This is a genomic window from Pseudomonas sp. URIL14HWK12:I6 (assembly GCF_000514195.1).
Taxonomy (GTDB): Bacteria; Pseudomonadota; Gammaproteobacteria; order Pseudomonadales; family Pseudomonadaceae; genus Aquipseudomonas; species Aquipseudomonas putida_A.
This window is the reverse complement of record NZ_AZVL01000021.1, coordinates 60,412-87,284: the sequence shown is the minus strand read 5'-3', so window position 1 is coordinate 87,284 and position 26,873 is coordinate 60,412. Positions and strand designations below refer to the sequence as shown.

General features: G+C 59.8%; 26 protein-coding genes, 1 tRNA gene and 1 pseudogene. 18 read left to right on the top strand and 10 right to left on the bottom strand.

From position 1 onward, the window contains the following. Positions 1-307, top strand: a 307-nt coding sequence (locus H043_RS0122625) for a LuxR C-terminal-related transcriptional regulator (RefSeq protein WP_027613782.1), incomplete at its 5' end; no start/stop codon positions are given. Between the two features lie 121 nt (positions 308-428). Here H043_RS0122625 and H043_RS0122620 read toward each other — a convergent pair. Further along, positions 429-1,049: a tyrosine-type recombinase/integrase gene (locus H043_RS0122620; RefSeq protein WP_027613781.1), complete on the bottom strand. Its 621-nt coding sequence runs from the start codon at positions 1,047-1,049 to the stop codon at positions 429-431. A 195-nt stretch (positions 1,050-1,244) separates the two neighbouring features. Between H043_RS0122620 and H043_RS0122615 the strand changes: the two genes are divergently transcribed. Continuing rightward, positions 1,245-1,637 carry an Imm41 family immunity protein gene (locus H043_RS0122615; RefSeq protein ID WP_081730272.1) on the top strand — a complete coding sequence of 131 codons (393 nt, stop codon included), beginning with the start codon at positions 1,245-1,247 and terminating at the stop codon, positions 1,635-1,637. Positions 1,638-2,949: 1,312 nt separating this feature from the next. On the opposite strand, the gene H043_RS0122600 is transcribed toward H043_RS0122615, so the two are convergent. The 4 genes from H043_RS0122600 to H043_RS0122585 all read right to left on the bottom strand — a co-directional run bounded on the left by H043_RS0122600 (position 2,950) and on the right by H043_RS0122585 (position 4,958). Beyond that, on the bottom strand, positions 2,950-3,495 hold the full coding sequence (locus H043_RS0122600) for an NADAR family protein (RefSeq protein WP_027613778.1): 546 nt from the start codon (positions 3,493-3,495) through the stop codon (positions 2,950-2,952). Positions 3,496-3,506: 11 nt separating this feature from the next. Then, positions 3,507-4,307, bottom strand: coding sequence for an enhanced serine sensitivity protein SseB (gene sseB, locus H043_RS0122595; protein WP_081730271.1), 801 nt, complete (start codon positions 4,305-4,307; stop codon positions 3,507-3,509). Positions 4,308-4,471: 164 nt separating this feature from the next. Continuing rightward, positions 4,472-4,693 carry a hypothetical protein gene (locus H043_RS0122590; RefSeq protein ID WP_027613776.1) on the bottom strand — a complete coding sequence of 74 codons (222 nt, stop codon included), beginning with the start codon at positions 4,691-4,693 and terminating at the stop codon, positions 4,472-4,474. Positions 4,694-4,870: 177 nt separating this feature from the next. Then, positions 4,871-4,958: transfer RNA gene (locus tag H043_RS0122585), tRNA-Ser, on the bottom strand. Between the two features lie 123 nt (positions 4,959-5,081). On the opposite strand from H043_RS0122585, the gene H043_RS0122580 reads away from it, so the two are divergent. Further along, positions 5,082-5,753 (top strand): Bax inhibitor-1/YccA family protein, encoded by a 672-nt coding sequence (locus H043_RS0122580; RefSeq protein ID WP_027613775.1) that lies wholly within the window; start codon positions 5,082-5,084, stop codon positions 5,751-5,753. Positions 5,754-6,171: 418 nt separating this feature from the next. Beyond that, positions 6,172-7,530 (top strand): hypothetical protein, encoded by a 1,359-nt coding sequence (locus H043_RS0122575; protein ID WP_027613774.1) that lies wholly within the window; start codon positions 6,172-6,174, stop codon positions 7,528-7,530. A gap of 43 nt (positions 7,531-7,573) precedes the next feature. Here the strand turns inward: H043_RS0122575 and H043_RS0122570 are convergent, their stop codons facing one another. Both H043_RS0122570 and H043_RS0122565 read right to left on the bottom strand, forming a co-directional pair. Next, positions 7,574-7,900, bottom strand: a complete 327-nt coding sequence (locus tag H043_RS0122570) for a YceK/YidQ family lipoprotein (protein ID WP_027613773.1) — start codon at positions 7,898-7,900, stop codon at positions 7,574-7,576. 60 nt (positions 7,901-7,960) lie between these two features. Beyond that, a complete protein-coding gene (locus H043_RS0122565) occupies positions 7,961-8,398 on the bottom strand; it encodes an Lrp/AsnC family transcriptional regulator (protein ID WP_027613772.1) in 438 nt (145 codons plus the stop codon). A gap of 150 nt (positions 8,399-8,548) precedes the next feature. On the opposite strand from H043_RS0122565, the gene H043_RS0122560 reads away from it, so the two are divergent. Further along, the gene (locus H043_RS0122560; protein ID WP_027613771.1) at positions 8,549-9,445 is read left to right on the top strand and encodes a DMT family transporter; all 897 of its coding nucleotides are present in this window, start codon (positions 8,549-8,551) and stop codon (positions 9,443-9,445) included. Here the strand turns inward: H043_RS0122560 and H043_RS0122555 are convergent. The 3 genes from H043_RS0122555 to H043_RS0122545 all read right to left on the bottom strand — a co-directional run bounded on the left by H043_RS0122555 (position 9,432) and on the right by H043_RS0122545 (position 14,113). Then, positions 9,432-11,321: an acyltransferase family protein gene (locus H043_RS0122555; RefSeq protein ID WP_027613770.1), complete on the bottom strand. Its 1,890-nt coding sequence runs from the start codon at positions 11,319-11,321 to the stop codon at positions 9,432-9,434. The genes H043_RS0122560 and H043_RS0122555 overlap by 14 nt on opposite strands. A gap of 79 nt (positions 11,322-11,400) precedes the next feature. Next, positions 11,401-12,441: an FUSC family protein gene (locus H043_RS0122550; RefSeq protein WP_027613769.1), complete on the bottom strand. Its 1,041-nt coding sequence runs from the start codon at positions 12,439-12,441 to the stop codon at positions 11,401-11,403. Between the two features lie 46 nt (positions 12,442-12,487). Further along, positions 12,488-14,113 carry an NADP-dependent glyceraldehyde-3-phosphate dehydrogenase gene (locus tag H043_RS0122545; RefSeq protein WP_027613768.1) on the bottom strand — a complete coding sequence of 542 codons (1,626 nt, stop codon included), beginning with the start codon at positions 14,111-14,113 and terminating at the stop codon, positions 12,488-12,490. 136 nt (positions 14,114-14,249) lie between these two features. Here H043_RS0122545 and H043_RS30815 point away from each other — a divergent pair. From H043_RS30815 to H043_RS0122485, 13 genes and pseudogenes are all read left to right on the top strand, one after another. Continuing rightward, positions 14,250-14,354, top strand: a pseudogene (locus H043_RS30815) (metal ABC transporter ATP-binding protein); the annotation flags it as partial. Positions 14,355-14,486: 132 nt separating this feature from the next. Next, positions 14,487-14,840: a c-type cytochrome gene (locus H043_RS0122540; RefSeq protein ID WP_027613767.1), complete on the top strand. Its 354-nt coding sequence runs from the start codon at positions 14,487-14,489 to the stop codon at positions 14,838-14,840. 76 nt (positions 14,841-14,916) lie between these two features. Next, positions 14,917-16,245: a D-arabinono-1,4-lactone oxidase gene (locus tag H043_RS0122535; RefSeq protein WP_177325657.1), complete on the top strand. Its 1,329-nt coding sequence runs from the start codon at positions 14,917-14,919 to the stop codon at positions 16,243-16,245. Positions 16,246-16,319: 74 nt separating this feature from the next. Then, entirely contained in the window at positions 16,320-17,528 is a 1,209-nt protein-coding gene (locus H043_RS0122530; protein WP_177325656.1) for a DSD1 family PLP-dependent enzyme, read from the top strand. Between the two features lie 274 nt (positions 17,529-17,802). Beyond that, positions 17,803-18,414: a transposase gene (locus tag H043_RS0122525; protein WP_027613764.1), complete on the top strand. Its 612-nt coding sequence runs from the start codon at positions 17,803-17,805 to the stop codon at positions 18,412-18,414. A 57-nt stretch (positions 18,415-18,471) separates the two neighbouring features. Continuing rightward, on the top strand, positions 18,472-20,070 hold the full coding sequence (locus H043_RS0122520; protein WP_027613763.1) for a ShlB/FhaC/HecB family hemolysin secretion/activation protein: 1,599 nt from the start codon (positions 18,472-18,474) through the stop codon (positions 20,068-20,070). Positions 20,071-20,082: 12 nt separating this feature from the next. Next, on the top strand, positions 20,083-21,882 hold the full coding sequence (locus H043_RS0122515) for a DUF2341 domain-containing protein (protein ID WP_027613762.1): 1,800 nt from the start codon (positions 20,083-20,085) through the stop codon (positions 21,880-21,882). Between the two features lie 11 nt (positions 21,883-21,893). Then, entirely contained in the window at positions 21,894-22,319 is a 426-nt protein-coding gene (locus tag H043_RS0122510) for a biopolymer transporter ExbD (RefSeq protein WP_003224462.1), read from the top strand. A gap of 3 nt (positions 22,320-22,322) precedes the next feature. Beyond that, a complete protein-coding gene (locus H043_RS0122505) occupies positions 22,323-23,027 on the top strand; it encodes an energy transducer TonB (RefSeq protein WP_027613761.1) in 705 nt (234 codons plus the stop codon). A gap of 39 nt (positions 23,028-23,066) precedes the next feature. Next, a complete protein-coding gene (locus H043_RS0122500) occupies positions 23,067-24,770 on the top strand; it encodes a putative porin (protein ID WP_027613760.1) in 1,704 nt (567 codons plus the stop codon). A gap of 18 nt (positions 24,771-24,788) precedes the next feature. After that, entirely contained in the window at positions 24,789-25,418 is a 630-nt protein-coding gene (locus tag H043_RS0122495; protein ID WP_027613759.1) for a hypothetical protein, read from the top strand. 30 nt (positions 25,419-25,448) lie between these two features. After that, positions 25,449-25,919, top strand: coding sequence for a YbjN domain-containing protein (locus H043_RS0122490; protein WP_027613758.1), 471 nt, complete (start codon positions 25,449-25,451; stop codon positions 25,917-25,919). Further along, entirely contained in the window at positions 25,916-26,863 is a 948-nt protein-coding gene (locus H043_RS0122485) for a peptidylprolyl isomerase (RefSeq protein WP_027613757.1), read from the top strand. The genes H043_RS0122490 and H043_RS0122485 overlap by 4 nt, the downstream gene beginning before the upstream one ends. The last annotated feature ends 10 nt before the right edge of the window (positions 26,864-26,873 follow it).

Genomic DNA, 26,873 nt, shown 5'->3' with positions numbered 1-26,873 from the left:
GGAGCCGGTGGATGGGAGCGCGCGGATGCGCTTGGGACTCAGCCTGGTTGCGACGGCCGCTTTTTTCGCGGCTCGGCGGTTGCTTGAGGCGCCATTGGACGAAGCGTTAAGAACCCTTTCCCCGCGAGAGCGCGAAGTCATGGAATGGACGGCTGCCGGAAGACGGCAAGCGGATATTGCAGCGACTCTCGGTTTGTCGGAGCGTACAGTTGAAAATCACCTGCGCTCAGCTCGCCGACGTCTGGGCGTGACAACGACAGCACAAGCCATCAGGATGGCCATTCGTAACGGCGAGATCGATGGGTAAGGACGTGGCAAGATCGAGTGCTAGACGGTTTGGACTTCCGAGTAATTTCCTCATCAACTGATCTGAGTGTCCACTGTTGGCCGGTTAGCGACGGTCAGGGGTAGACCGTCGCTATGCATATTCAAACCTCGGTCTGTTCCGCCATCTCTAGGGCGTCGTCGACTTCAATTCCCAGATATCGAACGGTGCTCTCCAGCTTCGTATGGCCAAGCAGCAGTTGCACCGCTCTCAGATTCTTCGTCCTGCGATAGATCAGCGATGCCTTCGTACGCCTCATTGTGTGAGTGCCATACATGGCTGGATCAAGTCCAACGGCTTCCACCCAGCCTTTGACGATACGTGCGTATTGACGTGTTGATAGATGGTCTGAGGTATGCAACTGGCTCGGAAAAACGCAGTCCTCGCTCCGGAGTTGGGCCTGGTGTATCCAGGCCGCGATAGCAAATCTTGTTTGTTCGGTGATCTCGAACTGCACTGGCCGCAGCGTTTTTTGCTGCATCACTATGGCGCGTGGTGATACGTGCTCGCCATGGGTGACGTCGCGCACACGAAGCTTGGTTAAATCGCAGGCCCGAAGCTTGCTGTCGATTGCCAGATCGAAGAGCGCAAGATCACGGGTTCGTTCTGCAATTTGCAGCCTTACCCGGATGGCCCAGATATCTCTCAGTCTGAGTGGAGCTTTCTGCCCTACCAGTTTTCCTTTGTTCCAAGGCTGGCGGCTGCAGATAGCGAAGATGTTCATGACGAGTCCTCCACGTGTCGAAGGACAAGGATGGCTGACCAGAGGAAGGGTCGCTAACCGGCCAGAAGCTGTCGCTGAGAACGCTTCTTTAGTGTCAGGAAATAGTAGAAGGCTAGTGGTTAGGCTATTCGCTTTTAGAGAGCACTCTCGCTACCCTGCGAAGCTGCCAAGACATATGAGAGGGGACTTACCTCGATGGATGCTCATTCTGTAATCGCTAGAAATTCTTCTGACTGCGAGCAATACGACGACTATTCGTTTATAGGGCGATTACACGAAGAATCAATCTGGGCTCACGATGACTACTGGATGCTGGAGTGGGCGCTATATCAACTCGCAAAGGGCAAAAGCCCCTCCCAAGAGCTCTCTAGGCGGATTTTCCGCATATTCAGTTACACCTTTCTGTTATTCGGCTGCCACTTAGATCGTCGAGACAGCTTCAAGATTGAAAACCTCAAAAGGAAGGAGGTTTACGATCTTCGTGAAAGAATGCAGCTGGTTTTCGAAGGTTTTTTCGCTGGTAGAATGCCGGCAACCAGCATTTTTTCCGACCCCAATCCTCTGCTCGTCTCCAACCATCAAAGTTGACTGTTTCGGGTCGGTTTCAGCCGGTCGCGACAGGCTGAAATCGGCCAATAGCAGTCGTTCGCGGTCGGCTGCTTATGGACCCAAATCAGTCGGTCAATAATGGATAATGGCAGAAACCGGTGCCAAGAAGACTTTAGCTGGCAGACCTCTACGGCGAATTGGTCTCTTTAATGGACTGCAAATTTATGATTACTACAGCGAACCAGGATGATTGCTTAGACTATTTCGTCGTCGTGCATGGCATTGACCCTCAGACCTACGAACGGATGGCTGTTCACTTTGAATGTCGTCGCGGCGGTGTGCGACCGACGGACCAAAGCCGGTTTATCTCCATCCCAGTAACAGTTGGCACTCTAGGCAGCACTCTTGCTTGGGTCAAAACCGAGTTAAACGGGCGCCATTACGAGCTGCATTTGATAGTGTCCGTCGCGACAAATTTGTCTTGGGGCGAGGTTCTCATCCCCGCGCAAATAGCTTTGCTCGCTGGGCAAGCTGAAGCCGCGATTAAGATTGTGTTCCAACTCAAGCGAACGTGATCCGATGGCAGATGGTGCCTGCTTTGGAGATCCGCCTTTTCCTAAGGGCTGCTTCTGGCCGAAAGCCGACGGTCGCGAACGGCAGCAATCGGCCACAAGCTGGCATTCTCACAGTATCTTGATAGGCATCCTTGAGGCCTGAGAGGCTCTCTGAAATTGGGGACGACTCAATGCAACCCCACTCTAGGGCCGCGCTGTACTAGTCCTCTTAACTACCTGCCCAGAAGTCTGCTTGAGGTAAGGACTAAATAGTATTGCTGCCCTCAACGAATGTGCCGCCGACATGCAACTGCTCAAGTATTTTGAGAGCCAAGAGGCCATAGACTACTTCAGGCTTGGTGTCATTTCGGGCGTACCGGATGTGGGTAACGACATGTGAGGTGCCAAAGCGTCGATTCGCCTCCGACGTTCCTTCGAGTACGCTTGCAACGATAACAGCCTCAACTAATGGTTCGTGATTACATGCCCCCTGCGGCGGGAGACACTCACAGATCGGCTCATGCTGCTCACCAACTCCTAGGCGCAGTTGCAGGAGATTATGCCGAGGCCCAGTAATACGTGAAGCGGCAAGGTACTCTCCGTGGCGGACGAAATGCATGAGATGTGGCTTTGCTGTTTGGTTAAAGGGTGCACTCTTCGCGTCAGGAACTGCGTCCGCCCCCATTCATTGTTTGAGCGTCCCGCAGGAAAAGCGAGCACGAGAGGGCGGTCGCGTAAGTTGCCCGGCTTCTGTGCGGTACGCCCGTCGCGGTGTTCGCCACTGCGACGTGGGCGAATCATGTTTCGTCGCGGACCTGCATCAGCGCGAACCCCAGCAGATTCAGACCTTGCCACAGGTTGGGGTTATTCGCGTTTACGTGATCCTGGGCGAGTCCGATGCCCCAGATGCTGTCAACCGGGCTGGCCTCAACGATGATGCGAGAACCGGTATTCTTGAGGAATGCGTTCAACTCCGGGTTTTGCGAGAACTTGGCCTGGTTGGCCCGGACGACAATTGCATATCGGTGTTGCAACCAATCGTGCTCGTTGAATCCGCGCACGTTGCGGCCAAGCGCCTTGGCCGCGTTGGGCGTAGGCGCCGTTAGCACTTGAGCGCGAATGTCCTGATCGCCGAACAAGGCTGCTTTCTCTGCCATCATGAAATGTTCGGCAGTCGCGTAGCGTTGCCCGTCGACAACAAATTCGGCTTCGAACCACTGGCTGAAGCACGAAGCGCTGACTCCGTGCCTGCTTCGCTGGTGTCCCCAGAAAAAGACATAGTTCAGCTCCTCTCCAGCGTTGAAGCGGGAGCGGAGGTCTTCCAGATATTTGGAGTCGTGCAATTGGACTTCCTTCATGCTTTGTCAAAACCAAACAATGAACGCAGCCAACCTGCCGACTTCCGTTCATAGAAGGGCGTGGTTTGCTTGAGCAAGTAATCGCTAAGGCCTGAATCTGCGTCATGAACGCGGTACAGGTCAACGGGTTCGCCATCCGGAGCCAAGTCCGCGGCAACGCTGCCCGCTTCGCGCATGACCTGTTCAAAATCGCCGTCCGCTTCGATCCCGATGATCAGATGAGGCTTTTGGTCAGACGAAGCGTCATGCATCAATGCCAGAAACGCGCGCTTCACATTGCGATGTCTGGCGAGTAGTTGCTTGAGCGAATTGACCATCTTCGAGGGATATTGCGACGGCTGTCCGAGCAGTACCTGAGTGTCCTTTTCGACCGTGCGCTGCACCGGTCCCTGGCCGATCTCATCGGAGAGCAGGTAGCGCACTTCCTCGGGGAAAAATTCTTTCCCGTAAGGAGACTTCGGATTGAGGAAAAGAGGAGTGCCCAGCGTGATTTCAAACAGCGATCTGGCCGGGATCTCTATATAGGACTCCTCGCTGTTTATGGATCTTCGTAGTGTATGCAACGAAGTGAAAAACGGGATGACCGCGGAGCCGTCGGGCTTTTGCCAGTGCGCAATGCTGATGTTGCTGCCTGCCTCAAGGTTGACTTGCCCTTCGCCAGTGCCGGCGGTGCCGAGGACGTAGATTTCCGAATTCAGCAGCGTCTTGAAAAAATCAGGTCGGTGGGCGGGTTCATCCGCCGCCAGTCTGAGTGACTTTTCGAGGGTGTTTTCTTGCTGGGTATCCATGATGTCCATCGGCCGTTCCATCAATGCAGGCAAAAAGTGGGTGACAAAGAACGCGCAGTTTTTCACGCTGCTGTGAAAACAGGAAGAACTGAAGCCTGATAAATCTGCCGCATCAGGAAGGCAACACCGCGTGATGACGCCGAGCCGCGTGGAAAGAATGCTCTACCTCGCCTTCAGTTCATATGCGCACCGTAGAAGTGGTTGAGCAGTATCAACTCAATCACAGCTACAAAAACGCACAGCACGAGAAAGCCAGGACTGAAGACGCGCTTGCGGCCGGATGAGCTTGTATCCATCCAGTTAGCGCCGGAATCGCCGGAAGTCAGCAGCAGGAACATTACCCAGGCACAAGCCCAAACTTTGCCCCAGAAACCAGCATTTCTGAAAGAAGTCATCCGTGTTTTTCCGTATGCCGCTTGATTCGGCAGATCTTTATTTGCTGGTTAAGCTTGGCGGGAGGGCATTTACGCCTTCCAGAGAACGCTTCCGTGCCAAACGAGACGGCCGATTGATTTCCTCAACCCCCAGAAACGACAAAGCCCTGAATAATCAGGGCTTTGTCGTATCAAATATGGCGGAGGCGATGGGATTCGAACTCATGGACCTGTTACAGTCGACGGTTTTCAAGACCGTTGCCTTAAACCACTCGGCCACACCTCCGTTTGCGTTGCGGGCGCCATAATACCTGAATGAAACACACTGTCAAACTCTGTGCATGGCTTGTTACAGAGCGTCTGTTATGATCTTTGCCACTGAACGTTTCAAACCAACAGGAGTGTCGCCATGCGCGAACAGGATTACGCAGTTCACAACAGCGTGCAGGCTGAGCAGCTAGAGGTTAGCCGCGTCCTGCGCAACACTTACGGTCTACTGGCGCTCACCCTCGCATTCAGCGGTGTGATGGCTTTCGTGGCCCAGCAGATGCGCGTCGGCTATCCGAACATTTTCGTGGTGCTGATCGGTTTCTACGGGCTGTTCTTCCTCACCAACAAACTCCGTGATTCCGCGTGGGGCCTGGTGTCCGCCTTTGCGCTGACCGGTTTCATGGGTTTCCTGCTCGGCCCGATCCTCAACCGTTACCTGGGCATGCAGGGCGGCGCTGAAGTGGTCAGTTCGGCATTCGCCATGACCGCGCTGGTGTTCGGTGGTCTGTCGGCCTATGTGCTGATCACCCGCAAGGACATGAGCTTCCTCGGTGGTTTCATCACCGCCGGTTTCTTCGTGTTGCTGGGTGCAACGCTGGCGAGCATGTTCTTCCAGATCAGCGGCCTGCAACTGGCGATCAGCGCCGGTTTCGTGCTGTTCTCGTCGGTGTGCATTCTGTTCCAGACCAGCGCGATCATCCACGGTGGCGAGCGCAACTACATCATGGCAACCATTAGCCTGTATGTATCGATCTACAACCTGTTCATCAGCTTGTTGCAGATCTTCGGCATCATGAGCCGCGACGACTGATCGCTGTTTGTGAATCAACAAAAAACCCGCTTCGGCGGGTTTTTTGTTGCCCGTGCGAAAGCGTAGTGGCCTTTCGCCGACATTTTTTCAAGAAATCATGGCGCCTTTATGGAATTGGCCTACACCTAAGACAAGGAAGAACGGCAGGCGGTCGACAGGAGTCGGCATGCAGTAACACCTTCTACAGCCCCCGCATCCCATTTTTCTTCTTCTGTTCAAGCCCGTAGCTTCGCCCGGGTTGTCGTATTCGTTCATCCGGAAAACAGGAGTCCTCCAAACCAGCCTACCCAGATTCAACCGTGAGTTGCTCTCGGCCCGCAAGCCGAGTCCCTGATTATCAAAAAAATAATGGAGGCCCTGGTGGTCGGACTCGATTCATGGGTCGCTGCAGGCGTTGTCCCAATCAAGGAGATCATCGATGAACCAGCCCCAAGGAAAGCGTGCCGTATTGGCTATCACGACAGCACTGTTCAGTGCCTCGACTCTCGCCGGTGTTTACCCCGATTTTGGCTATCAGCCACCCGCCAGCCAATATTCAGGCTCGTTGTTCGAACTCAGCCAGAGTTACCCGACCCAAGCTCCCCAAGGAGCGCTGCCGGACTTTTTCAAAAAACTTCCGGCCAAACCCGACAACAACTTTGAAACCTGGCGTGCCTACATGGAGGAGGTGAAGCACTATTGCCTGGAAGGCAATGTCGAGGTCGATTGGAATGTACAGAAGAACAAGCTGCGCCAGTGGTACCACATGCCTTGGCAGCACTATGGCCCGCTGGGGCGTGAAGGTATTCATGGTCTGACCAAGGAAGCGCAAATTCCGGTCAAACAACTGGCACAGACGCAGATCGCCAGCGGCCAGACCTACGCCGTGGGCATTTACAACGACATTGGCGCCTACACCATTGGCGAGGTCTGGAAAGATCCGAACAACCCGGATCCTGGCTTCACTTCGCAACCCAAAAGCTTTGCCAATGGCACCGTAGTCTGCAAGGCATTGTTTGCCGATATTGATCGCACCACCGTACCGTTCCTCGTCAACCCGGTGTTGTGGCAAGGCTATATCACTGAAACTTTCACGTCCGCAAATCGCAAGATCAAAGATGTTGCGCTCATTCAGATGGACATCGCCGTGCGTGATACCCGTATGAGCGACACCGGCTGGATTTTCGGCACCTTCCAGTACAACGGGGCTAAAACCGGCAAACCCGGTTGGGACAATCTCGTTCCGGTCGGGATCATGTGGGGTAACGATCCGAAAGAAACCGGCAATGACTTCACCAATCCGACGCCGACTGAAACCAGAATCAACCCGGCATTGCAGCAGACGGCAATCAACGCCAACACCAAAGAACTGCCGCCCACCCACCTGGGCTGGAACGGTCGCCTCAACGGGCCTGTAGACAACCCCAACAGTTCCTGCCTGAGCTGCCACGCCACGGGGGAGTCGCCACAGGTGGCGATCATGAATCCCACCTTCCAGCCCAAGGACAAAATACCGAGCCCGGGTTCTGCGGAATGGATGAAGTGGTTCCAGAATATTCCGGCGGGTCATCCATTCACGCCAGGGACCAAGAGCACGGACTACAGTCTGCAATTGTCAGGCGGTCTGGTTAATTATTTCGAATGGAAATGTGACATGAGCGGGATCTACGCCGATGGCAAGAACGCCTGCGCCAAGGTTCAGAACCTCAAGTTGAAAATGCTCAAGACAGGCGACGACAATTCGCAGCCTCAGCAAAAAGTCATGCGTGACCCAAGCTTGCAGCAATTGCTCGAGTAAAGTGCAGCAACCTCCAGACGTCTCGGCGTCTGGAGGTTTTCAATCAGTTGATCACGATGCTGCCATCGGCCTGTTGCTTGTAAATCGTGTAGGGCAGCAGAAACGTATCCAGCACACCTGAGACTGCTGCATCGACCACCAGGCCAAGGGAGGCGTTGTTGTAATTGAACGCGTCGACGTCATCCGGCTTTTCGGCGTGCAGCATGCAGAAGTCGTAGGTTGCACCGCTGTAAATGCGCGGAACAGCGCCGCAGTAGCTCTTCTTGGTCTTCAGCTGGTCCACAGAAGCCTTGTCGCTGAGCACGACGGTCTGCACCGTCCCGCACCCGCCGAGCATCAACACCGTCAGCATCACTGCCTGAATTCTCATTACCGCCCAATCCTTTCGCCGGAAAAACCTCAATCTACGCCGAGCAGGCGCAAAAAGCACTCACGCCATCGGCGGTAACCGGCGCTTGACCGGGGTTTTCTTGACGATCGCGGTGTTGGTTTCGGCCAGCGTATTGAGGCGGTCGAGCAGGGTGTCCAGCTGTTCCATCGAACGCACATGCAATCGGGCGATGAAGCAATCTTCCCCGGTGACCTTGTCGCACTCGGTGAACTCCGGGATCGACATGATTTGCCGCTCCACCTCCTGCAATTGCCCCGGCAGTGGTCGCACCCGGACGATCGCCTGGAGCTGATAGCCGAAGCATTTGGGGTCGATCTCGACGGTATAGCCCTTGAGCACGCCGCGCTCCTCCAGGCGGCGCAGGCGTTCGGCCACGCTGGGTGAGGACAGGCCGCTGATTTGCGCCAATGCCTTGAGCGAGCGACGCGAGTCGTCCATCAAGGCGCTGATGAGGATCTGGTCGATATCGTCTGTCATGGGGCAACTCCGGTATTAGGCATTTGAGGGAAACCACCCACGATAAAAAAGGCAGAAATCGAGTTTAGCCTGCTTTTTGCGCTGGAGGCGCAGGGTGTCGGGTTGGCATACTTTTGCCACGCTTTCGTCAAACGCTTAGGGAGATCGATGATGGACAACACAATCCGCCGTGGTTCATTGGAAATGACCGCCGCCATGCTGATTTCCGGGACCATCGGCTGGTTCGTGCTGGTGTCCGGGCAACCGGTGCTGGATGTGGTGTTCTGGCGTTGCGTGTTCGGCGCCGGCACCTTGCTGCTGATATGCGCGGCGTTCGGCTTCTTGCGTCCGGGCATTCTGACCCGCACCACGTTCCTGCTCGCGGTGCTCAGTGGGGTGGCGATTGTCGGCAACTGGGTGTTGTTGTTCGGCTCGTATTCCCGCGCCTCGATTGCCATCGGCACAGCGGTCTACAACGTGCAGCCGTTCATGCTGGTCGGTTTGGCGGCGCTGTTTCTCGGCGAGAAAATCACCTTGCAAAAGCTGTTCTGGCTGGCGATTTCCTTTCTCGGCATGCTGGCGATCGTCAGTGCCCATGGCGGGCAGGGCGAGGGCGGTAGCGAATATCTGCTGGGGATTGCGCTGGCGTTGGGGGCGGCGTTGCTCTACGCGATGGCGGCGCTGATCATCAAGCGCCTGACCGGCACGCCGCCGCATCTGATCGCGCTGATCCAGGTCTGCACTGGAGTGCTGTTGCTCGCGCCGTTCGCGCACTTCAACGGCCTGCCGCAAACCAACGGAGCCTGGGCCAGTCTGGTGACGCTGGGCATCGTCCACACCGGCCTGATGTACGTGCTGCTGTACGGTGCGATCCAGAAACTGCCGACTGCCCTGACCGGTGCGCTGTCCTTCATCTACCCGATTGCGGCGATTTTCGTCGACTGGTTCGCCTTCGGCCATCGCCTGCAGATCCTGCAGTGGATCGGGGTGGCAGCGATTCTGCTGGCCGCCGCCGGGATGCAACAGGGCTGGGGCCTGAAAGCCCGGCGCCAGCTCAAATCGGTTTGATCAGATCCTTGAACAGGCCTTTGAGCTGTTGATTGCCGGCATCCACCAGATGATTGTCGTCAAAGTACAGCGGCACGCCGTCCATGGAGCCCATGCAATTGCCGTTGGGGCACAGGTACGGCGTCGGGTCGATCACCGTCGCGTTGCAGCGGCTGGCGGCGGCTTCGATGGTTGCGATGGCGATGCGGTTGCGCTTTTCATAGGCCTGCAACGGCAAGGAAATGTCTGTGTTTTGCCGGAACAAGCGCTGATTCAGATTCAAGCCCTTGTAGACGCTGAAAGGCATCTCCGGGATCGGTTTGACGATGTACACCGGATGGTTTTCAGCGATCGAGCAGACCGTGCTGACGTACTCTTCGGTATACGCTTCGGCAAACCCGGTCTGGCGCTCGGGAAAGGAGATCCGGTAGCTGTTTTCCCGGCCCGAATCCGCGTACAGCGCCGCGCGGCTGAACAGCACCACCGGCACGCCGGCGTACGCGGTTTTCAGTTGTTGCAGCTTTTCCTGATTGAAGCCCCGGCACTGGCTTTCGACGGTCTTGTCGTGCATGGCGAAGTGCGCCAGGGTCGGGCAACCGCCCCGTGACCATGACATTGCCGCCTGAGGATTTTCCATCTGCACCGCCGCTGCGGTGGATTGCGCATGGCTGTCGCCGTACAGAATCACCGACACATCACCCGTGCCCAGTTTGCAATCCGCCGCCGCATAGGCATTCGGATAGCACTCCTGCGGATACAGCTTGCTGGTGTATTCCGGCTGGCCAAGTTCGACCAGTGCCGGGCGCCAGTCGGGGTGTTGCTTGACCAGCGACGACGTCGTTGCCGACACGGCCACCACCGCTACCGTCAGTGACGCGAACTTGATCACTGTTCGAGTAGCGCTCGTACCTTTCTTCACCTTCGATTCCACCAGATAGAAGGAGAGGGTGCCGAGGGCGAACGAGGCGATGATTGCGCCGATCACGTGCGGCCAGCTGCTCAACAGCCCGCACAGGTAAAGCAGTACCACCAGCGGCCAATGCCACAGGTACACCGAGTAGGAAATGCTCCCGACAAACTGCAGCGCAGGATTGCCGCTGAACATCGACCGGGTGTTGGCGTGAATCACCAGCATCGTCCCCAGCACCGGCACCAGTGCCAGGTAGCCCGGCCACAGATCCGCCTCAGAAAAAACCAGCACGCTGACGGCAATCGCCAGCAGACCGAGCCCTTCGCAAATCGCGCCGCCGCGCTGGCTCAATCGCAGGGGAAACAGAAAAACCAGCCCGCCAGCGATCATTTCCCAGGCGCGGGTGGGCAGCATGTAGAAGGCGAACGTGGGGTTGACGCGGGTCACGATGATGGACGCCAGCAGCGAAATCAGCGCCACGGCCAGCAAGGCAAAGCGAGTTTTATCGGTGCCGAAGAACCGGTGCAGCCCCATGATCAGCACGGGGTAAAGCAGGTAGAACTGCCATTCGACCGACAGCGACCAGGTATGCAGCAACCAGTTTTCATGCAGCGGCGCCGCGAAGTAATTGCCGCTTTGGGCAAAGCTGAAGTTCGAGCTGAACAGCAGACTGCTCTTGATCGTACGGATGGTTTCGCGCAAGTCATCCAGCGGCAGATAAAAGTAGCCGAAGATCAGCAGCGCAACGCACAGGACCAGCAGGGCGGGAATGATGCGGCGGGCGCGGGAGGCGTAGAAACCGAGGAGGGAAAAGTTCTGCTGCTGCACGCCATTGACGATGATGCCGGTCATCAGGAAGCCGGAGATGACGAAGAACACGTCTACGCCGACAAACCCGCCCTCGAACCCTGGCACCTTGAAATGAAACAGCACGACCGAGAGCACGGCCAGTGCCCGCAAGGCGTTGATACTCTTCCTGAATTGCATTTATGCGTCCATGTCACATCCATTGTGCGGCGCATTGTAGTGATTATGTCGGCTTTGTTACATGGATTTTTCCGCTGATTCAGATGTTCCAGCGCGGCGCCGTCATCGCCAGGCGTTGGCGCAGCTCGCCAATGTTCGCGGCCAGTTGTCGGGTCAGTAACCGGTAACCGTCCAGCGTGTTGTAGACCGGCGTGTCGAGACTGGCGTCCGGCAACTCCAGCGGGCGCTCCAGACGTTGCGTGGCGCCGGATTTCAAGGCCCGGGCCATGCCGATCAGTTGCACGCGGATCACCCGGTGCTCGGCCCGCAGTGCCGATTGCAGGTGTGCCATGGCGTCGGGGTCGTTGGCATCCGGGCGGGTGTTGCCGAGGATCTCCAGAGTGCTGACGCACATGCGCAGGTTGCGTTGAATCGCGTCCAGCTCGGTCATGGAGATTTTCACTTCCTTGGACACCGAAGGCATCAGCGAGCGCAGTTGCACCATCACTGTGGTCACCCGGCCCATCAGCTTCAGATGTTCATCGGCGCTGACCGGTTGGCCGCTGATGATTCGCCCGTACAACGTGGCGCAGTCGCGCAAGGCATCGGCCAGGTTGTAGCGCCACGAATACACCGCGTACAGCGGCAGGGCGAAGGAAAAGGCGAGGGCCAGGGCGATGCCGATCAGGATGTCGACCCCGCGCCATAAGCCATCGGTGATCGGGTTGTCGCCATGCCCGGCGACAATGAATACGGTGATTGCCGAGAGCAGGGCGGTGTACCCGCCCTTGCCGATCGCGTGATAGGAGAAGAACCCGCAGACCACAGCCATGGCAAAGTAGGTCAGCCACGGCAGGCCCAGCCATGCCTGTTGCGCCACCAGCAGCAGACCGACGCCGGCACCGATCAGGGTGCCGGTGGCGCGTTCGGCGGCTTTCTTGCCGATGTTGCCGTGGTGCTGCAGGCCGCCGATCACCACCAGCATGGTCACCGACGCCCACTCGCCGTGGGGCAGGTTGATGCCGGTGGTCAGCAGGATGGTCGCCAGCAGCCCCAGCGCTACCCGCACCGCGTGAATCAGTCGGGCGTGCTGGTAGCGACGGTACGGGTCCAGTAACGGACGCAGGATTCGCCGCAGCAGCGGTGGCAGTCGGTGGGTGCTGAATGTACTCAGTGCAAAGTCCTCGTCAGAAGATGTAATCGGTGGTCAGGAAGCTCGAATCGCGGCCGCGAATGATTTCGCTGATCAGGTCCTTGTTGCTGTCCTGGAACTTGGTTGCCACCAGTGTGCGGATCGAAAACACCCGCAGGGCATCGTGTACCGACAGCGTGCCTTCGGCGGAGTTCTTGCGCCCGTTGAACGGGTAGGTGTCCGGGCCGCGCTGGCACTGGGCGTTGAGGTTGATCCGCCCGACCTGGTTGGCGAAAGTGTCGACCAGTCGACCGATCGCCACCGGGTTGGTGCCGAACAGGCTCAGTTGCTGGCCGAAGTCCGATTCCAGCACGTAATCGATCACAGTATCGAGGTGACGGTACGGCACGATCGGCACCACCGGGCCGAACTGTTCTTCGTTGTACACGCGCATCTGCGGCGTCACCGGGTACAGCACGGCGGGGTAGAAGAACGACTCGCGACTCTCGCCGCCATTCGGGTTGACCACTTGTGCGCCCTTGCTCTGCGCGTCAGCCACCAGACCGTGCAGGTAGTCGACCTTGCCCGATTCCGGCAGCGGCGTCAGTGCCACGCCGCTGTCCCATGGCATGCCCGGCTTGAGGGTGGCGAGTTTGGCGTTGAATTTTTCGATGAAGGCGTCGACCACGTCCTCGTGCACAAAGAGGATCTTCAGCGCGGTGCAGCGCTGGCCGTTGAACGACAGCGAACCGGTGACCGCTTCGCTGACCGCATTATCCAGATCGACTTCCGGCAGGACGATGCCGGGGTTTTTCGCATCCAGGCCCAGCGCGGCGCGCAAGCGGTGTGGTTTCGGGTGCAGCTTTTTCAGGTCGCTGGCGGCCTTGTTGGTGCCGATGAAGGCGAAGATGTCGATCTTGCCGCTGGCCATCAGCGCGCTGACGGTCTCGCGGCCGCTGCCGTAGATCACGTTGATCACGCCGGTCGGGAAACTGTCGCGGAACGCTTCGAGCAGCGGGCGGATCAGCAACACGCCGAGCTTGGCCGGTTTGAACACCACGGTGTTGCCCATGATCAGCGCCGGAATCAGCGTGGTGAAGGTTTCGTTCAGCGGATAGTTGTAAGGCCCCATGCACAATGCCACGCCGAGCGGCACGCGACGGATCTGGCCGAGGGTGTCCTGTTCCAGTTCGAAACGGCTGGAGCGGCGGTCGAGTTCTTTCAGTGCATTGATGGTGTCGACGATGTAGTCGCAGGTGCGGTCGAACTCTTTTTCCGAGTCCTTGAGGTTCTTGCCGATCTCCCACATCAGCAGTTTGACCACGGCTTCGCGCTGCTGGCGCATCCGGCCGAGGAACGCTTCGACGTGCTGAATGCGCTCGGCCACGCGCATGGTCGGCCACAGGCCCTGACCGCGATCGTAGGCACGCACGGCGGCGTCAAGGGCGGTGAGGGCGGTGTCGGCGTCGAGCAGTGGGGTGCTGCCGAGAATCACTTGTTCATCGCCGTTTTCGCCGTGCAGATACACCGGGCTGCGCACCGTGGCCAGTGGGCCGTCCCAGCGCCGCAGTTGGCCATCGACGAGGTATTCGCGTTGCTCGACCTGACCGTCGAGGCGGTATTTTTCCGGGATGTCGCTGACAGAAGGGAACAGATTGCCAAGGATGTTTGCTGTGGTCATGTCGCTACCCCGTGTTGATGTCCGTATACAGATCAAAAAGTCTTTACAGGTTATACGCCTGAATGCGCCGACATTTAAACTCGCCAATGTCACGCGAATGTCACGCAGAGATGCGGAACAGAGCTCTGACTGGTTTATGAGATCCACTGTGGGAGCGGGCTTGCTCGCGAATGCGTCCTTTCAACTGACATCCTCATTTGCTGACACACCGCATTCGCGAGCAAGCCCGCTCCCACAGTTGAATTGGGTGGCCTGAACACTCTCTACTGGCCCCGGATGGCCCCATCGTTGTCCGGCAATGCCCTCAACCCGCTGCCGTGCCTGCCTTAAGGTGTGATCACAACAAAAAGCGATGCCACCCTCGAGGATCGTTATGCGGGCAATCCCACTCACTTTACTGCTGGCGCTATTCATGACGCTGTGCGGCTGCGACGAAAAATCCGCACCGCCGGCGACCACTCACAATGCTACTCCCACCGACCCGGTACTGGCGCAGATCTACGCCAACAGCTGCCAGCTCTGTCACGCCAATCCCGCCGCCAACGCACCATTGACCGGTGACCGAAAAGCCTGGGAACCACGCATCCGCCAGGGCGCCGACACGCTGCTCGACCACGCCATCAACGGCTACAACGGCATGCCGCCAATGGGCCAGTGCGTCGAGTGCAGCGAAGAGCAATTCCTGCAACTGATCGGCTTCATGGCCGACCAGCCCCTCCCACAATAAGGGCGCGCGCATGAGTATGGATCTGACACGGCGTCAGGTGTTGCAACGGGCAAGCATCGTCGGCGCGTTCAGTGCACTGGCGGCCAACCCCGCGCTGGGGCAATTGATGCGCGCCCCGCGACTGATTTCCTGGCGCAACTGGTCGGGCGGGCAGAGTTGCCTGCCGGCGGCGCGGCTGGCGCCGAAGAATCTTGATGAATTGACCGCCGCGATTCGTCAGGCCCAGGGCAAGATCCGCCCGGTCGGCTCGGCACATTCGTTCAGCGCACTGGTGCCCACCGACGGCACGTTGCTGTCGCTGAGCTACTTCACCGGGCTGCTCGACCACGACCTGAAAACACTGCAGGCCGAATTCGCCGCCGGCACGCCAATGTCGCGCATGGGCGTGCCGCTGAAAGACGTCGGCCAGGCCCTGCAGAACATGGCCGATATCGATTACCAGACTCTCGCCGGGGCAATTTCCACCTCGACCCACGGCACCGGGAAAACCTTTCAGTCGTACTCGGCGCATGTCTGCGGCCTGCAACTGGTGACGGCCAACGGCGAGGTGCTCGACTGCGACAGTCAGCGCCACCCGGAAGTGTTCAATGCCGCCCGGGTATCCCTTGGGGCACTGGGCGTGGCGACGAAAATCCGTCTGCAAAATCGCCCGTCCTACCGCCTGCGTGAGCGTCAATGGATCGCCAAGACCGAAGAGCTGCTGGAAGACCTCGACAAAAACACCCGGGAAAACCAGCACTGGGAAATGCTCGTCGTCACCCATTCCGACTACGCGCTGTCCATCGCCCTCAACGAAACCAGCGACCCGGCCACGCCGCCGATCCCGCCCGAAGAGGAGGGCGGCAACGAGTTCGTGACCCTGATCGAGAAGATCGACAAATACGGCAGCGACTTCCCCGAGCTGCGCCGCACGCTGCTCAACAGCCTGCGGCATATGGCGAGTTTCGATGACCGGGTCGGCGACTCGTTCGACATCTACGCCAACGTGCGCACCGTGCGCTTCAACGAGATGGAATACTCGGTGCCCGCCGAACACGGCCCGGCGTGTCTGCGTGAAATCCTCAAGCTGATTCAGGACAAGGACCTGCGCACCTGGTTTCCCATCGAGTACCGCTACGTCAAGGCCGACGACATTCCGCTGAGCATGTTCGAGGGCCGCGACAGCTGTTCGATCTCGGTGCACCAGCATTACCAGATGGATCATCACAACTTCTTCGCCGCGGTCGAGCCGATCTTCTGGAAGTACAACGGACGCCCGCACTGGGGCAAATTGCACACGCTCAACGCGAAGAATCTGCAACCGCTGTACCCGCGCTGGCGCGAGTTTGTCGACGTGCGTCAGGCGCTGGACCCGAGCGGACGCTTTCTCAATGCGCATCTGTCGTCGATTCTGGGGGTGAGCTGATGGCGGTCAATCGACGCAATTTTCTCCTCGGCACGCTGGGTGTAGGCGCTTTGTTAGTGGGCGTGGGCGCCTGGCTGCGACCGGGTGATCGTGGCGGCCCGTACAGTGAGTATTTCCGCGCGCTGAATAAAGAGCTGAAGGACAACGGCCCGATGCGCCCGGTGTTGTTGATCGATCTGGATCGCCTCGATCACAACATCGACGTGGTGATGCAGTCGGTCAAACGCGGCGGCAAGCAATTGCGTCTGGTGGAAAAATCCCTGCCGTCACCGGGGTTGTTGAGCTACATCGCACAACGGGCCGGGACGCAAAAACTCATGTCGTTTCACCAGCCGTTTCTCAATCACGATGCGCTCACGTTTCCGCAGTCCGACATCCTGCTCGGCAAGCCGTTGCCGGTGCGTTCAGCCGAGCTGTTTTATCAGACCCACAAAGGCTCGTTCGATCCTTCCAGGCAACTGCAATGGCTGCTCGACGGGCCTGTACGGCTGCAGCAATACCTGGCGTTGGCGCAAGGGCTGGGCACGCGGATGCGCATCAACATCGAACTGGATGTCGGCCTGCATCGCGGCGGGGTCAGTGATGTGAATGTGCTGGGGCAGATGCTCACGCTGATCAGCGCCAATCCACAACATCTGCAGTTCGCCGGGTTCATGGGCTACGACCCGTTCGTGGGCATGGGCGTGCCGGGGATTCTCGGTTCGCCCGAGGAACTGTTCGCCAAGGTGATGGTGATTTATCAGCGCTGCGTGGATTTCACCCGCCTGCAGTATCCGACGTTGTGGAATGACAACCTGTGCCTGAACACCGCCGGCAGCCCGAGTTATCGCATCCATGAAAACGAGCAGTTGAGCACCGAGGTTTCGGTGGGCACGGCGATGCTCAAGCCGACGCATTACGACCTGCCTTCTCTGGTTGACCACGTGCCGGCGACCTACATCGCCACGCCGGTGCTGAAGAGTACCGGTGCGGTGAATATTCCGGCGCTGGATGACAAGTCGACTTTGTTCTCGTGGTGGGACACCAATCAGCGCCAGACCTTTTTCATCTACGGCGGTTACTGGATGGCCGAGTTCGAATCGCCGCCGGGGTTGCAGAGCAATGGGGTATATGGGCGTAGTTCGAATCAGGAAATGGTCAACGGTTCCAACGCCGTCGGCCTGACCATCGAGGATCAAGTGTTTCTGCGCCCGACCCAGACCGAAGCTGTCCTCCTGCAATTCGGTGATCTGCTGGCGGTGCGTGACGGCAAGATCGTCGATACCTGGCCGGTCTACACCTGACCCAAAAACACCTCAGATCCCCCTGTGGGAGCGGGCTTGCTCGCGAAGGCGTCCTGTCAGTCAGCATCTATTTGACTGGCACACCGCATTCGCGAGCAGGCTCGCTCCCACAGGGTTTTGTGTTGTCTGTCAAATCTCGATCAATTTCTGTAATGAAGCTTTTATGACAAAAGTTCGGTAGCACATCGCCAGTCCGGTCATGCCTATGTAACGCGCTTGAGGGGCCCAACGGGGCGCTTTTCACAAGCCGAGGCGGGACGCCGGGAGTGAGGCAATGGGGACTATGGAACGCTACTCGAAAGTGGGCATGCAGGAACTCGATCAGCGCCTGTCGAAGATCGTCGAGGCCGCGCGCAAGAAGCCGGTTTCGGTATATCGCTACGGCGCGCCGTGGGTCTGGATCGTCTCGCAGGATGACTGGCAGGGCGCCTTGAAAGAGGTCTCCAGCTACATTCCGCCCGGCCATTCGCTGGTGTTGCTGCGCCCGCAGATCGATGACTTGCTCGACGCCCACCAAGGCCTGCTGCACGAGCTCAATGTCGAGCCGGGCATGCTCATTCCCGCGCAAACCGTCATGCACATCCTGCTCCTGCAACTGCTGTATTCGGTGCCCAGCGAGCAGCAACTGTATGAGCAACTCAATTACAACCTGCTGTTCCGCTGGTTCGTCGGTCTTGGCCTGAACCAGAAAGTCTGGAGCTTCAACGTCCTCAGTCGTGACATCGCCACGTTGCTCAACAACCCGCGTGCGGTGCAGCTCATTCAGAAAATCATCGGCGAAGTGTTCTGCGGTGCCCTGCTGCAAATGCCCGAGTTCTCCTTGAACTTCGCGCTGCTGCACACCTGGCTCGGCAAGCACAGCGGTGCCTCGACAGTCAGCAACTGACGCAACACACAAGGCGCGCAACAGCGCCAACAGGTCATCGCGAATTCAGGGGGTAGTGTGGATCAGATTTTCACGTCACGGCTGGCGCTGTGGGGCTGGCTGCTGGTGACGGCCGGCGCGCAACCGGCATTCGCCGAAGAGGCTGCCCAAGGCGCCGCGCCGCAACGTCTGGTGGACGTCAACGAATACTTCGTGCGCGGCAACACCGTGCTCGACGCGCGGGCCATCGAAGAAGCGGTGTATCCGTTTCTCGGTCCGCAAAAAGCCATGACTGACATCGAAGGCGCCCGTGATGCCCTGCAGAAGGCCTATCAGGAGCGCGGCTACCAATCGGTGTTCGTCGAACTGCCGGAGCAAGCGGTAGCGGACGGCATCGTCTACCTGCAAGTCAGCGAAACCAAGGTCGGCCGGGTGCGCGTGGTCGGCGCCAAACACTATTCGCCGCTGGACATCCGCGACAACGTCCCGGCGCTGAAAGAAGGCGAGGTGCCGGACTTCGCCAAGGTACAGGGCGAACTGGCGCAGCTCAACAAGACCCCGGGCCGCCAGGTCATGCCGCTGGTGCGCGAAGGTCAACGCCCCGGCACCATGGACGTCGATTTGCAGGTCGAGGACCAGAACCCGTGGAGCGCCAGCGTCGGCCTCAACAACGACTACAGCGCCGACACCGAGAAGCTGCGCGCCGTGACCAGCCTCGGCTACAACAACCTCTGGCAACTCGGCCACAGCATCAACCTGACGTACTTCACCGCGCCGCAAGACACCGACAACGCCAAGGTCTGGTCGGCTTCCTACACCGCGCCGCTGAGCGAGCGCTGGAGCGTGCAGTTCTCCGGTTATCAGTCCGACAGCAACGTCGCCACCATCGGCGGCAGTAACGTGTTGGGCAAGGGGCACTCCTACGGCGTGTCGGCGATCTACACGCTGCCGTCCAGCGGCAACTGGTCGAACTCGCTGTCGGCAGGTATCGACTTCAAGGACTTCGACGAGCGCCTGACGCTGTCCGGCGAGAGCGACAAGGTGCCGCTGAAATACGCGCCGTTCACCTTCGCCTACAACGGCTTCCGTTACACCGAAAAGAGCCAGCTCGGCCTCGGTCTGAGCCTGGTGGCGGCCACCCGCAGCATTTTCGGTTACGGCAGCTCCGACGAAGACTTCGACTACAAACGCTACCGCGCCAACCCGAGTTTCGCCGTGCTCAAGGGCGACAGCAACTTCACCTGGACCTTCGACAACGACTGGCAGAGCGCGAGCAAAGGCGCGTTCCAGCTGGCGTCGGGGCCACTGGTCTCCAACGAACAGTTTTCCGCCGGCGGCGCGACTTCGGTACGCGGTTATCTGGCGGCCGAGCGCACCGGTGATGACGGCGTGCTGCTCAGTCAGGAACTGCGCACGCCGTCGCTGGCGAAATACGCCGGCAGCTGGATGCAGGAATGGCGCTTCTACGCCTTTGCCGAAGGCGCGCAACTGTACCTGCGCGACGAACTGCCGGATCAGGACGCCAGTTACGCCCTGGCCAGCGTCGGCCTCGGCACCCGCGCCAGCCTCAGCAAATGGCTGTCCGGCAGCCTCGACTGGGGCTACCCGTTACTCGAAGGGCCGAACACCTCGAAGCAGGAGTCGCGCCTGCACTTCAACCTTCAAGCCACTTTCTAAAGGAGCACGTTCATGCAGCGCCTCATTCTTTCGTTGTTGATCTGCCTGGGCTTCGTGCTCCCGGCCACGGCGCAGGCCTGGTGGCAGGACGACTGGCATTACCGCAAACAGATCGCCGTCGACACCACGCCGCAGGGCGCCGGAATCAACCAGGCGCTGGGCCGCACCGCGCTGCTGGTGCGCCTACACACCGGCAATTTCACCTTCGACGGGGTCAAGGAAGACGGCGCGGATTTGCGCTTCGTCGCCGCCGATGACAAGACCGTGCTCAACCACCAGATCGAAAGCTTCGATGCGCTGATGGGCATGGCGCTGATCTGGGTCGATGTGCCGAATGTCGAGGGCGGCCAGCGTCAGGACATCTGGATGTACTACGGCAATCAGAAGGCGCCGGCGACCGGCAACGGCCAGTTGACGTTCGATCCGAATTACACCGCGCTGTATCACTTCGACGGCGCCACCGGCACGCCGGCCAAAGACACCACCGCCTACGGCAACACCGCACAAAGCGCCACCGGCGCGGCGATTGACGGCGTGGTCGGGCGCGCCTTGCAGTTCAGCGGTCAGCCGTTGCTACTGCCGGCCAGTCCGTCGTTGCAGCACAGCGCCGGCAGTGCGTTTACCTTCAGCGTCTGGCTGCGTCTGGATCAGGCCAATGGCGAGCAACTGATCCTTGCCCGCCGCGAAGGCGCCAACAGCCTGCTGGTCGGGGTCAATCAAGGTGTGCCGTTCGTGGAGATCGACGGCCAGCGCGCCGTGGCCTCTCAGCCGCTGAATCCGGGGCAATGGCAGCATGTTGCGCTGACCGCCGAAGGTTCGAAAGTCAGCCTGTACATCAACGGTCGTGAGAGTGCGACCCTCGCGCAAGCGATGCCGGCGTTCAATTCGGTGATGGCGATTGGCGGCGATCTGGCCGCAGGCCCGTACCAGCCATTCGTGGGCGCCATCGACGAACTGCGCCTGTCGAAAGTCGCGCGTCCGGCGCCGTTGCTGCTGGCCGACGCCACCGCACAGGGCGCCGAATCGAAACTGGTGGCCTACGGCGTCGACGAAGAACAGTCCGGTTTCGGTTTCGGCAGCCTCGGTTTCCTGCTCAACGCGGTGCCGGTCGATGCCTGGGTGATCATCGCCGTGCTGGTGCTGATGATGTTCCAGTCGTGGATCATCATGCTGCGCAAGAACCGCACCCTCAGCCGCGTGAGCAAGGCCAACGAGGACTTCCGCGAGCAGTTCGCCAAGGTCGGTACGCGCCTGGAGATGTTCGCCGACGACGCGCAACTGGCTCAGCGTCTGCAGCATTCGTCGCTGTGGCGCCTGTACTCGGTGGCGGTCAAGGAAATCCGTACCCGCCGCGAGCAGGGCGCCGATACCTCTTCGGTGTCGGCGGCAACCATCGAAGCGATCCGCTGCTCGATGGACGGCGTGCGTACCCGTGAGAACCAGGCGCTCAGCTCGAAACTCTCGACCCTGTCCAACGCCATCGCCGGCGGCCCGTACATCGGCCTGCTCGGCACCGTGCTGGGGATCATGGTGGTGTTCCTCGGCACCGCCATGGCCGGCGACGTCAACATCAACGCCATCGCGCCGGGCATGGCCGCTGCGTTGCTGGCCACCGCCATGGGCCTGTTCGTCGCGATCCCGGCGCTGTTTGGCTACAACCGCCTGATCACCCGCAACAAGGAAGTCAGCGCCGACATGCGCGTGTTCGTCGACGAGTTCATCACCCGTCTGGCGGAGATGCACGGCGAGAGCCAGTTCAGTGAGTCGTCGCATCAGCGCGGCCATCACGCCAACCACTCCGTACCGGCCTGAGGAGCACTGCCATGGCGTCCGTAAATGCCTCCCACGACGATGACGAAGATGCAGCGGTGGACAGCATCAACATCACCCCGCTGGTCGACGTGCTGATGGTGGTGCTGGTGATGTTCATCCTCACCGCCACCGCGCAGGTCTCCGGGATCCAGATCAACCTGCCCAAGGCCAGTGCATCGGTGTCGCTGTCGGAGGCCAAGACCAAGGCGATTTCGGTCAACGACGGCGGTCAGGTGTTCCTCGACGCCTACCCGGTGACCCTTGCGGAGCTGGAAGAACGCCTGCGTATCGAGAAGGCGCAGAGCCCGGATTTCCCGGTGATCGTGCGCGGCGACGCCACGGTGCAGTACCAGAAGGTCATTGAAGTGCTGGATCTGTTGCGCCGGCTCGAACTGTCTCAGGTCGGTCTGGTGACCGGCAAACCGACGCAGGGCTGAGTGATGACCGCACAACTTCCGATCGAGCCGCTGCCGGTGAAAAGGTCGCCGATGCGCTTTGTAAAGTGGGGCGCCGGGCTGCTGCTCGGCGCGCTCGCCGCGTGGTTCCTGTGGCAGTGGGCCAATGACATGAGCGGCGTGCGCCGTGAAGCGCCGAAGGTGCCGACGATCATTCCGTTGCCGCCACCGCCGCCGCCACCTCCGGAAAAACCACCGGAGCCGGAAACCCCGGTGGAAGAAAAAGTCGTCGAGCCCGAGCCCACGCCCGAGCCGCAAGAGGTCAAGCCCGAGGAAGAGGCGCCGCCATCGCCGGCGGACGATCTGGCCAACCCGATGCAAATGGACGGTGACGCGCAGAGTGGCAACGACGCTTTCAACATCGGCGCCGGCAAGGGTGGCGGCATGGCCGGTGCGGGTGGCGGACGCCTGGGCACCGGCACTTACAGCCAGTTCCTCGCGTTCACTTTTCAGCGCTTGCTGCGCGAGAACCCCGATCTGCGCAACCTCGCATTCTCGCTGCAGGCCGATGTGTGGCTGAGCAGCGTCGGCGAAATCACCCGGGTCGAGCTGGTCAAGTCCAGCGGCAAGCCCGAGATCGATACCCAGGTGCTGGCCGCATTGCGTAACGCGCCCCATCTGAGCGAACGGCCACCGGCCTCCATCACTTTGCCTGTGCGCCTGTCCCTGCAAGGGCGGCGTCCGGGTTAACCGAATTCATAAAGCTGTATGAAAAGGAGTTGTGTGCAGATGATTTCCAACGTGAATCGATTGTCCCTGGCGGTCGGCATGGTCATCGCGACCCTGGTCGGTCAGGCCGCGGCAGCGCCTGCGCCCTCGGAGAACGCCACGATCAATCTGATCCGCTTGCTGGTCGAGCAGGGCATTCTGAAACAGGACAAGGCTGACGCGCTGATCGCCCAGGCGCAGAACGAAGCCGCCCAGGCCAAGCAGGCAGCGGCTTCGACAGCGGTAGCGGCCGGACCGGTGGCGGCACCGGGCGATGTGCGCGTGCAGTACGTGCCCGCCGCGGTGCGCGACCAGATCCGCGATCAGGTCAAGGCCGAAGTCATGGCCACCGCCAAGCAGGAAAACTGGGCGGCGCCCAATACCTTCCCGGACTGGGCTTCGCGTATCAGCTTCGACGGCGACATTCGTCTGCGTGACGAGTCGCGCTACTACTCGGGCAGCAACAGCAACAGCAACGAAATCGTCGACTTCGCCAAACTCAACAACAACGGTCCGTACGACGTGAACCCCAACAGCAGCACCAGTCTGCCGCCGTTGCTCAACACCCGTGAAGACCGCACCAACCAGTTCCGCCTGCGCGCACGGCTGGGCATGAAAGCGGTGATCTCGCCGGAATGGACCGCCGGCATCCGCATCGGCACCGGCTCGGACAACAACCCGGTGTCGACCACGCAGAACCTCGGCGGCGGCTTCGCCAAGAAAGATATCTGGCTCGATCAGGGCTACCTGAACTGGAAGCCGACCGATGAGCTGACCCTGACCGGCGGGCGTTTCGCCAACCCGTTCATGTCCACCGACATGCTGTATTCCAACGACCTGAATTTCGATGGCGTGGCGGCGATTTTCGACCACAAGCTCAACCGCGACTGGGGCGTGTTCGGCACCGTCGGCGCGTTCCCGGTGGACTACACCAACGACACCACCACCAGCAACGGTTTCGACAAGGAAGAGAGCGACAACAAATGGCTGTACGGCGCGCAGCTCGGCGCCAAGTGGGCGATCAACAGCAACAACCGCCTCAAGGGCGCGTTGGCCTACTACCGTTTCGACGACATTCAGGGGCAACGCTCCAGCCCTTGCGAACCGTGGGCCGGCGCTCCGGGCTGCGACACCGACGGCACGCGTGCGGCGTTCATGCAGAAGGGCAACAGCGTGTTCCTGCTGCGCGACATCACGCCGAACCCGGCCAACCCGACCACCACGCCGCAGCCGCAATTCGTCGGCCTGGCGTCGGAGTTCAACCTGCTCGACCTGAACCTGGTGTGGGATGCCGACCTGCCGCAAGACTTCAAGCTGCGCAGCCAGGGCAACTACATCCACAACCTCGGCTACGACGAAGGCGACATGCGCAAGCGCTCCGAGGGGCAGATCGTCAACAACCTCAACAGCAACGGCGAGATCGAAAGCGGCGCCAACGCGTGGATGGTCCAGTTCACCCTCGGCAACGCGCTGGACCTGAAGAAGCAGGGCGACTGGAATATGTTCGCCGGCTACAAGTACATCCAGCCGGACGCCTTGCCCGACGGCTTCAACGATTCCTCGTTCCACCTCGGCGGCACCAACGCCAAGGGCTATTTCCTCGGTGGCAATTACGGTCTGGCGAAGAACGTCTACGCCACCGGCCGCTGGCTGAGCACGGAGGCGGTGTACGGCGCGCCGTTCGACATCGACGTCTTGCAGCTTGAGATCAACACGCGCTTCTAAGGCGCCGGGAGTACGGTCATGCACGCACGAGTTTTTCTGTTGGGGCTGAGTTTTTTCATCGCACAAGGCGCGCACGCCGAAGGCATGGAAGAGCGTCTGCGCACCCAGTTGCGCAGCACCACCCAGCAGTTGCAGGCCCTGCAAAGTCAGCAAGCCCAGGCCAGCGCCGCACAACTGGCGGCGCAGAACGAGGCCAAGGCCGCGCAGGCGCAGATCAAGCAATTGACCGCTGAACTGGCCAAGGCCAAAGGCGTCGCCGAGCAGTTGGCCGGCCAGCAGCAGAACCTGCACAGCCAGGCGCAAGCGCAAGTCGCCGCCAGCAGCGAACAGGTCGGCAAGTTCAAGAAGGCCTACGACGAGTTGCTGGTCATGGCCCGTGCCAAAGAGGCAGAACGGTCTAAGCTTCAAGCGCAATTGGCTGAACGTGACACACAAGTGCAGCAATGTTCAGTCAAGAATCAGCAGATGTATGGCGTCGCCAAGCAGATCCTCAGCGCTTACGAAAACATCGATGTGGCCGAGGTGATGAAGATCCGCCAGCCCTTTGCGGGCAGCGCCCGGGTCAAGTTCGATGAGCTGGCCCAGGGGTTTGGTGACGAGCTTTACAAGACTCAATTCGACGCGCCGCAAGCTGCGCTCTCGCACTGATTAAAAAGCCTGTTAAACAAGGAAGAAACAATGACTCAATTGATCAGCCACGTATCCCCACAATCCCTGACCGACGTCCTGCAAGCCGCCGGTTATCGCGTCAACCAGACCGAACAGAACGGCATCGTGCAGTTGCTCAGCGCCAGTCAGGGCATCGGTTATGCCGTGCGCTTCGGCAACCCGGCGGTGGAGCAGGGCAGCTACGTCGATTTCACTTTCAGCTGCGCGCTGCGGGTGCAAGGTGAGTTGCCACAGGGTGTGGCCGAACAGTGGAACGCCACCCGGCGTTTTGCGCGGTTGTCGTTGCAGGGCGAGTTTCTGGTGATGGAAATGGACGTGGTGCTGGCGGCCGGTGTGAGCAGCGATCACCTGCGCGGCAACCTGGAATTGTGGGATCGCCTGTTGCAGGAATTCATCGTCTATCTGCGTGATTTCAGCCAGGCTGCGCAAGCTTCGACGGCCAAAGTCGCTACCGCTGAGCAAGAGGAAGTCGCGCTGTGAAAAAGCCTGCCATGGTGATCGGCGCCGGGGCAGTGGCGCTGTTGGTGGTAGCCGTGGCGCTGGTGCTGCGACCGGGTGCTGACCCGGTCGCCGCCCAGCAATCGTCGCCGTTGGCGGCGGTTGCTGCGGGGCCTGCGGTAGCGCGGTTGGGCAATCAGCAGGTGACGCCGCAGGAATTGCAGGCGCTGCTGGCTACCGTCCCGCCGGCGACTCGCGAGCAATTGCGCGGCAACCGTGAAGCGCTGGAGCGCTGGCTGCGTACGCGGTTGGCGGAGAAAGTCGTGCTGGAACAGGCCGATGCTCAGGGCTGGGCGCAGCGTCCGGACGTGGTGCGGCAAACCCGCGCGGCCACTGAGCAGATCGTCTTTCGCGATTACCTGCGCTCGGTCAGCACGGTGCCGGCGGACTACCCGAGTACGGCCGAGTTGCAGCAGGCGTATGACGCTGGCAAGGGCAACTGGCAGACGCCGGCGTTGTATCGGGTGAGCCAGATTTTCCTCGCGGTGCCGGATGCCCAGAGCCTGGAAGCCGTGCGCAAGCAGGCGACCGAGCTAAGCAAGAAAGCCCAGGGCACGCCGGCGGATTTTGCCGCGCTGGCGACTCAGTATTCGCAGGACCGGCAGACTGCCGAACGTGGCGGCGACACCGGGCTGCAACCGTTGCAGCAACTGGTGCCGGAGGTACGGGGTGCGGTGGCGAAATTGAAGGTCGGTGCGGTGTCCGAGCCGGTGCAGAGCGCGGCGGGTTTCCATGTGATCAAACTCACCGAACAGCAACCGGCACGTACTGCGACCCTCGACGAACTGCGCGATCAACTGACCCAGGCCTTGCGTGCGCAACGGCAGGAGCAGATTGCTCAGGCGTATCTGGACGGGATGCTCAATACCGCGACGCTGAGTATCGATGGGGCTGAGCTGAACAAGGTCCTCGAAACCAACCAATAAATCACCTTGT

Bases quoted from the DNA above. Each gene is read 5' to 3' on its own strand.
- H043_RS0122620 (WP_027613781.1), bottom strand. From the start codon at position 1,049: ATGAACATCTTCGCTATCTGCAGCCGCCAGCCTTGGAACAAAGGAAAA.
- H043_RS0122575 (WP_027613774.1), top strand. From the start codon at position 6,172: ATGAACCAGCCCCAAGGAAAGCGTGCCGTATTGGCTATCACGACAGCA.
- H043_RS0122500 (WP_027613760.1), top strand. From the start codon at position 23,067: ATGATTTCCAACGTGAATCGATTGTCCCTGGCGGTCGGCATGGTCATC.
- H043_RS0122510 (WP_003224462.1), top strand. From the start codon at position 21,894: ATGGCGTCCGTAAATGCCTCCCACGACGATGACGAAGATGCAGCGGTG.
- H043_RS0122560 (WP_027613771.1), top strand. From the start codon at position 8,549: ATGGACAACACAATCCGCCGTGGTTCATTGGAAATGACCGCCGCCATG.
- H043_RS0122515 (WP_027613762.1), top strand. From the start codon at position 20,083: ATGCAGCGCCTCATTCTTTCGTTGTTGATCTGCCTGGGCTTCGTGCTC.
- H043_RS0122540 (WP_027613767.1), top strand. From the start codon at position 14,487: ATGCGGGCAATCCCACTCACTTTACTGCTGGCGCTATTCATGACGCTG.
- H043_RS0122495 (WP_027613759.1), top strand. From the start codon at position 24,789: ATGCACGCACGAGTTTTTCTGTTGGGGCTGAGTTTTTTCATCGCACAA.
- H043_RS0122505 (WP_027613761.1), top strand. From the start codon at position 22,323: ATGACCGCACAACTTCCGATCGAGCCGCTGCCGGTGAAAAGGTCGCCG.
- H043_RS0122615 (WP_081730272.1), top strand. From the start codon at position 1,245: ATGGATGCTCATTCTGTAATCGCTAGAAATTCTTCTGACTGCGAGCAA.
- H043_RS0122565 (WP_027613772.1), bottom strand. From the start codon at position 8,398: ATGACAGACGATATCGACCAGATCCTCATCAGCGCCTTGATGGACGAC.
- sseB (WP_081730271.1), bottom strand. From the start codon at position 4,307: ATGGACATCATGGATACCCAGCAAGAAAACACCCTCGAAAAGTCACTC.
- H043_RS0122490 (WP_027613758.1), top strand. From the start codon at position 25,449: ATGACTCAATTGATCAGCCACGTATCCCCACAATCCCTGACCGACGTC.
- H043_RS0122525 (WP_027613764.1), top strand. From the start codon at position 17,803: ATGGGGACTATGGAACGCTACTCGAAAGTGGGCATGCAGGAACTCGAT.
- H043_RS0122545 (WP_027613768.1), bottom strand. From the start codon at position 14,113: ATGACCACAGCAAACATCCTTGGCAATCTGTTCCCTTCTGTCAGCGAC.
- H043_RS0122580 (WP_027613775.1), top strand. From the start codon at position 5,082: ATGCGCGAACAGGATTACGCAGTTCACAACAGCGTGCAGGCTGAGCAG.
- H043_RS0122590 (WP_027613776.1), bottom strand. From the start codon at position 4,693: ATGACTTCTTTCAGAAATGCTGGTTTCTGGGGCAAAGTTTGGGCTTGT.
- H043_RS0122555 (WP_027613770.1), bottom strand. From the start codon at position 11,321: ATGCAATTCAGGAAGAGTATCAACGCCTTGCGGGCACTGGCCGTGCTC.
- H043_RS0122570 (WP_027613773.1), bottom strand. From the start codon at position 7,900: ATGAGAATTCAGGCAGTGATGCTGACGGTGTTGATGCTCGGCGGGTGC.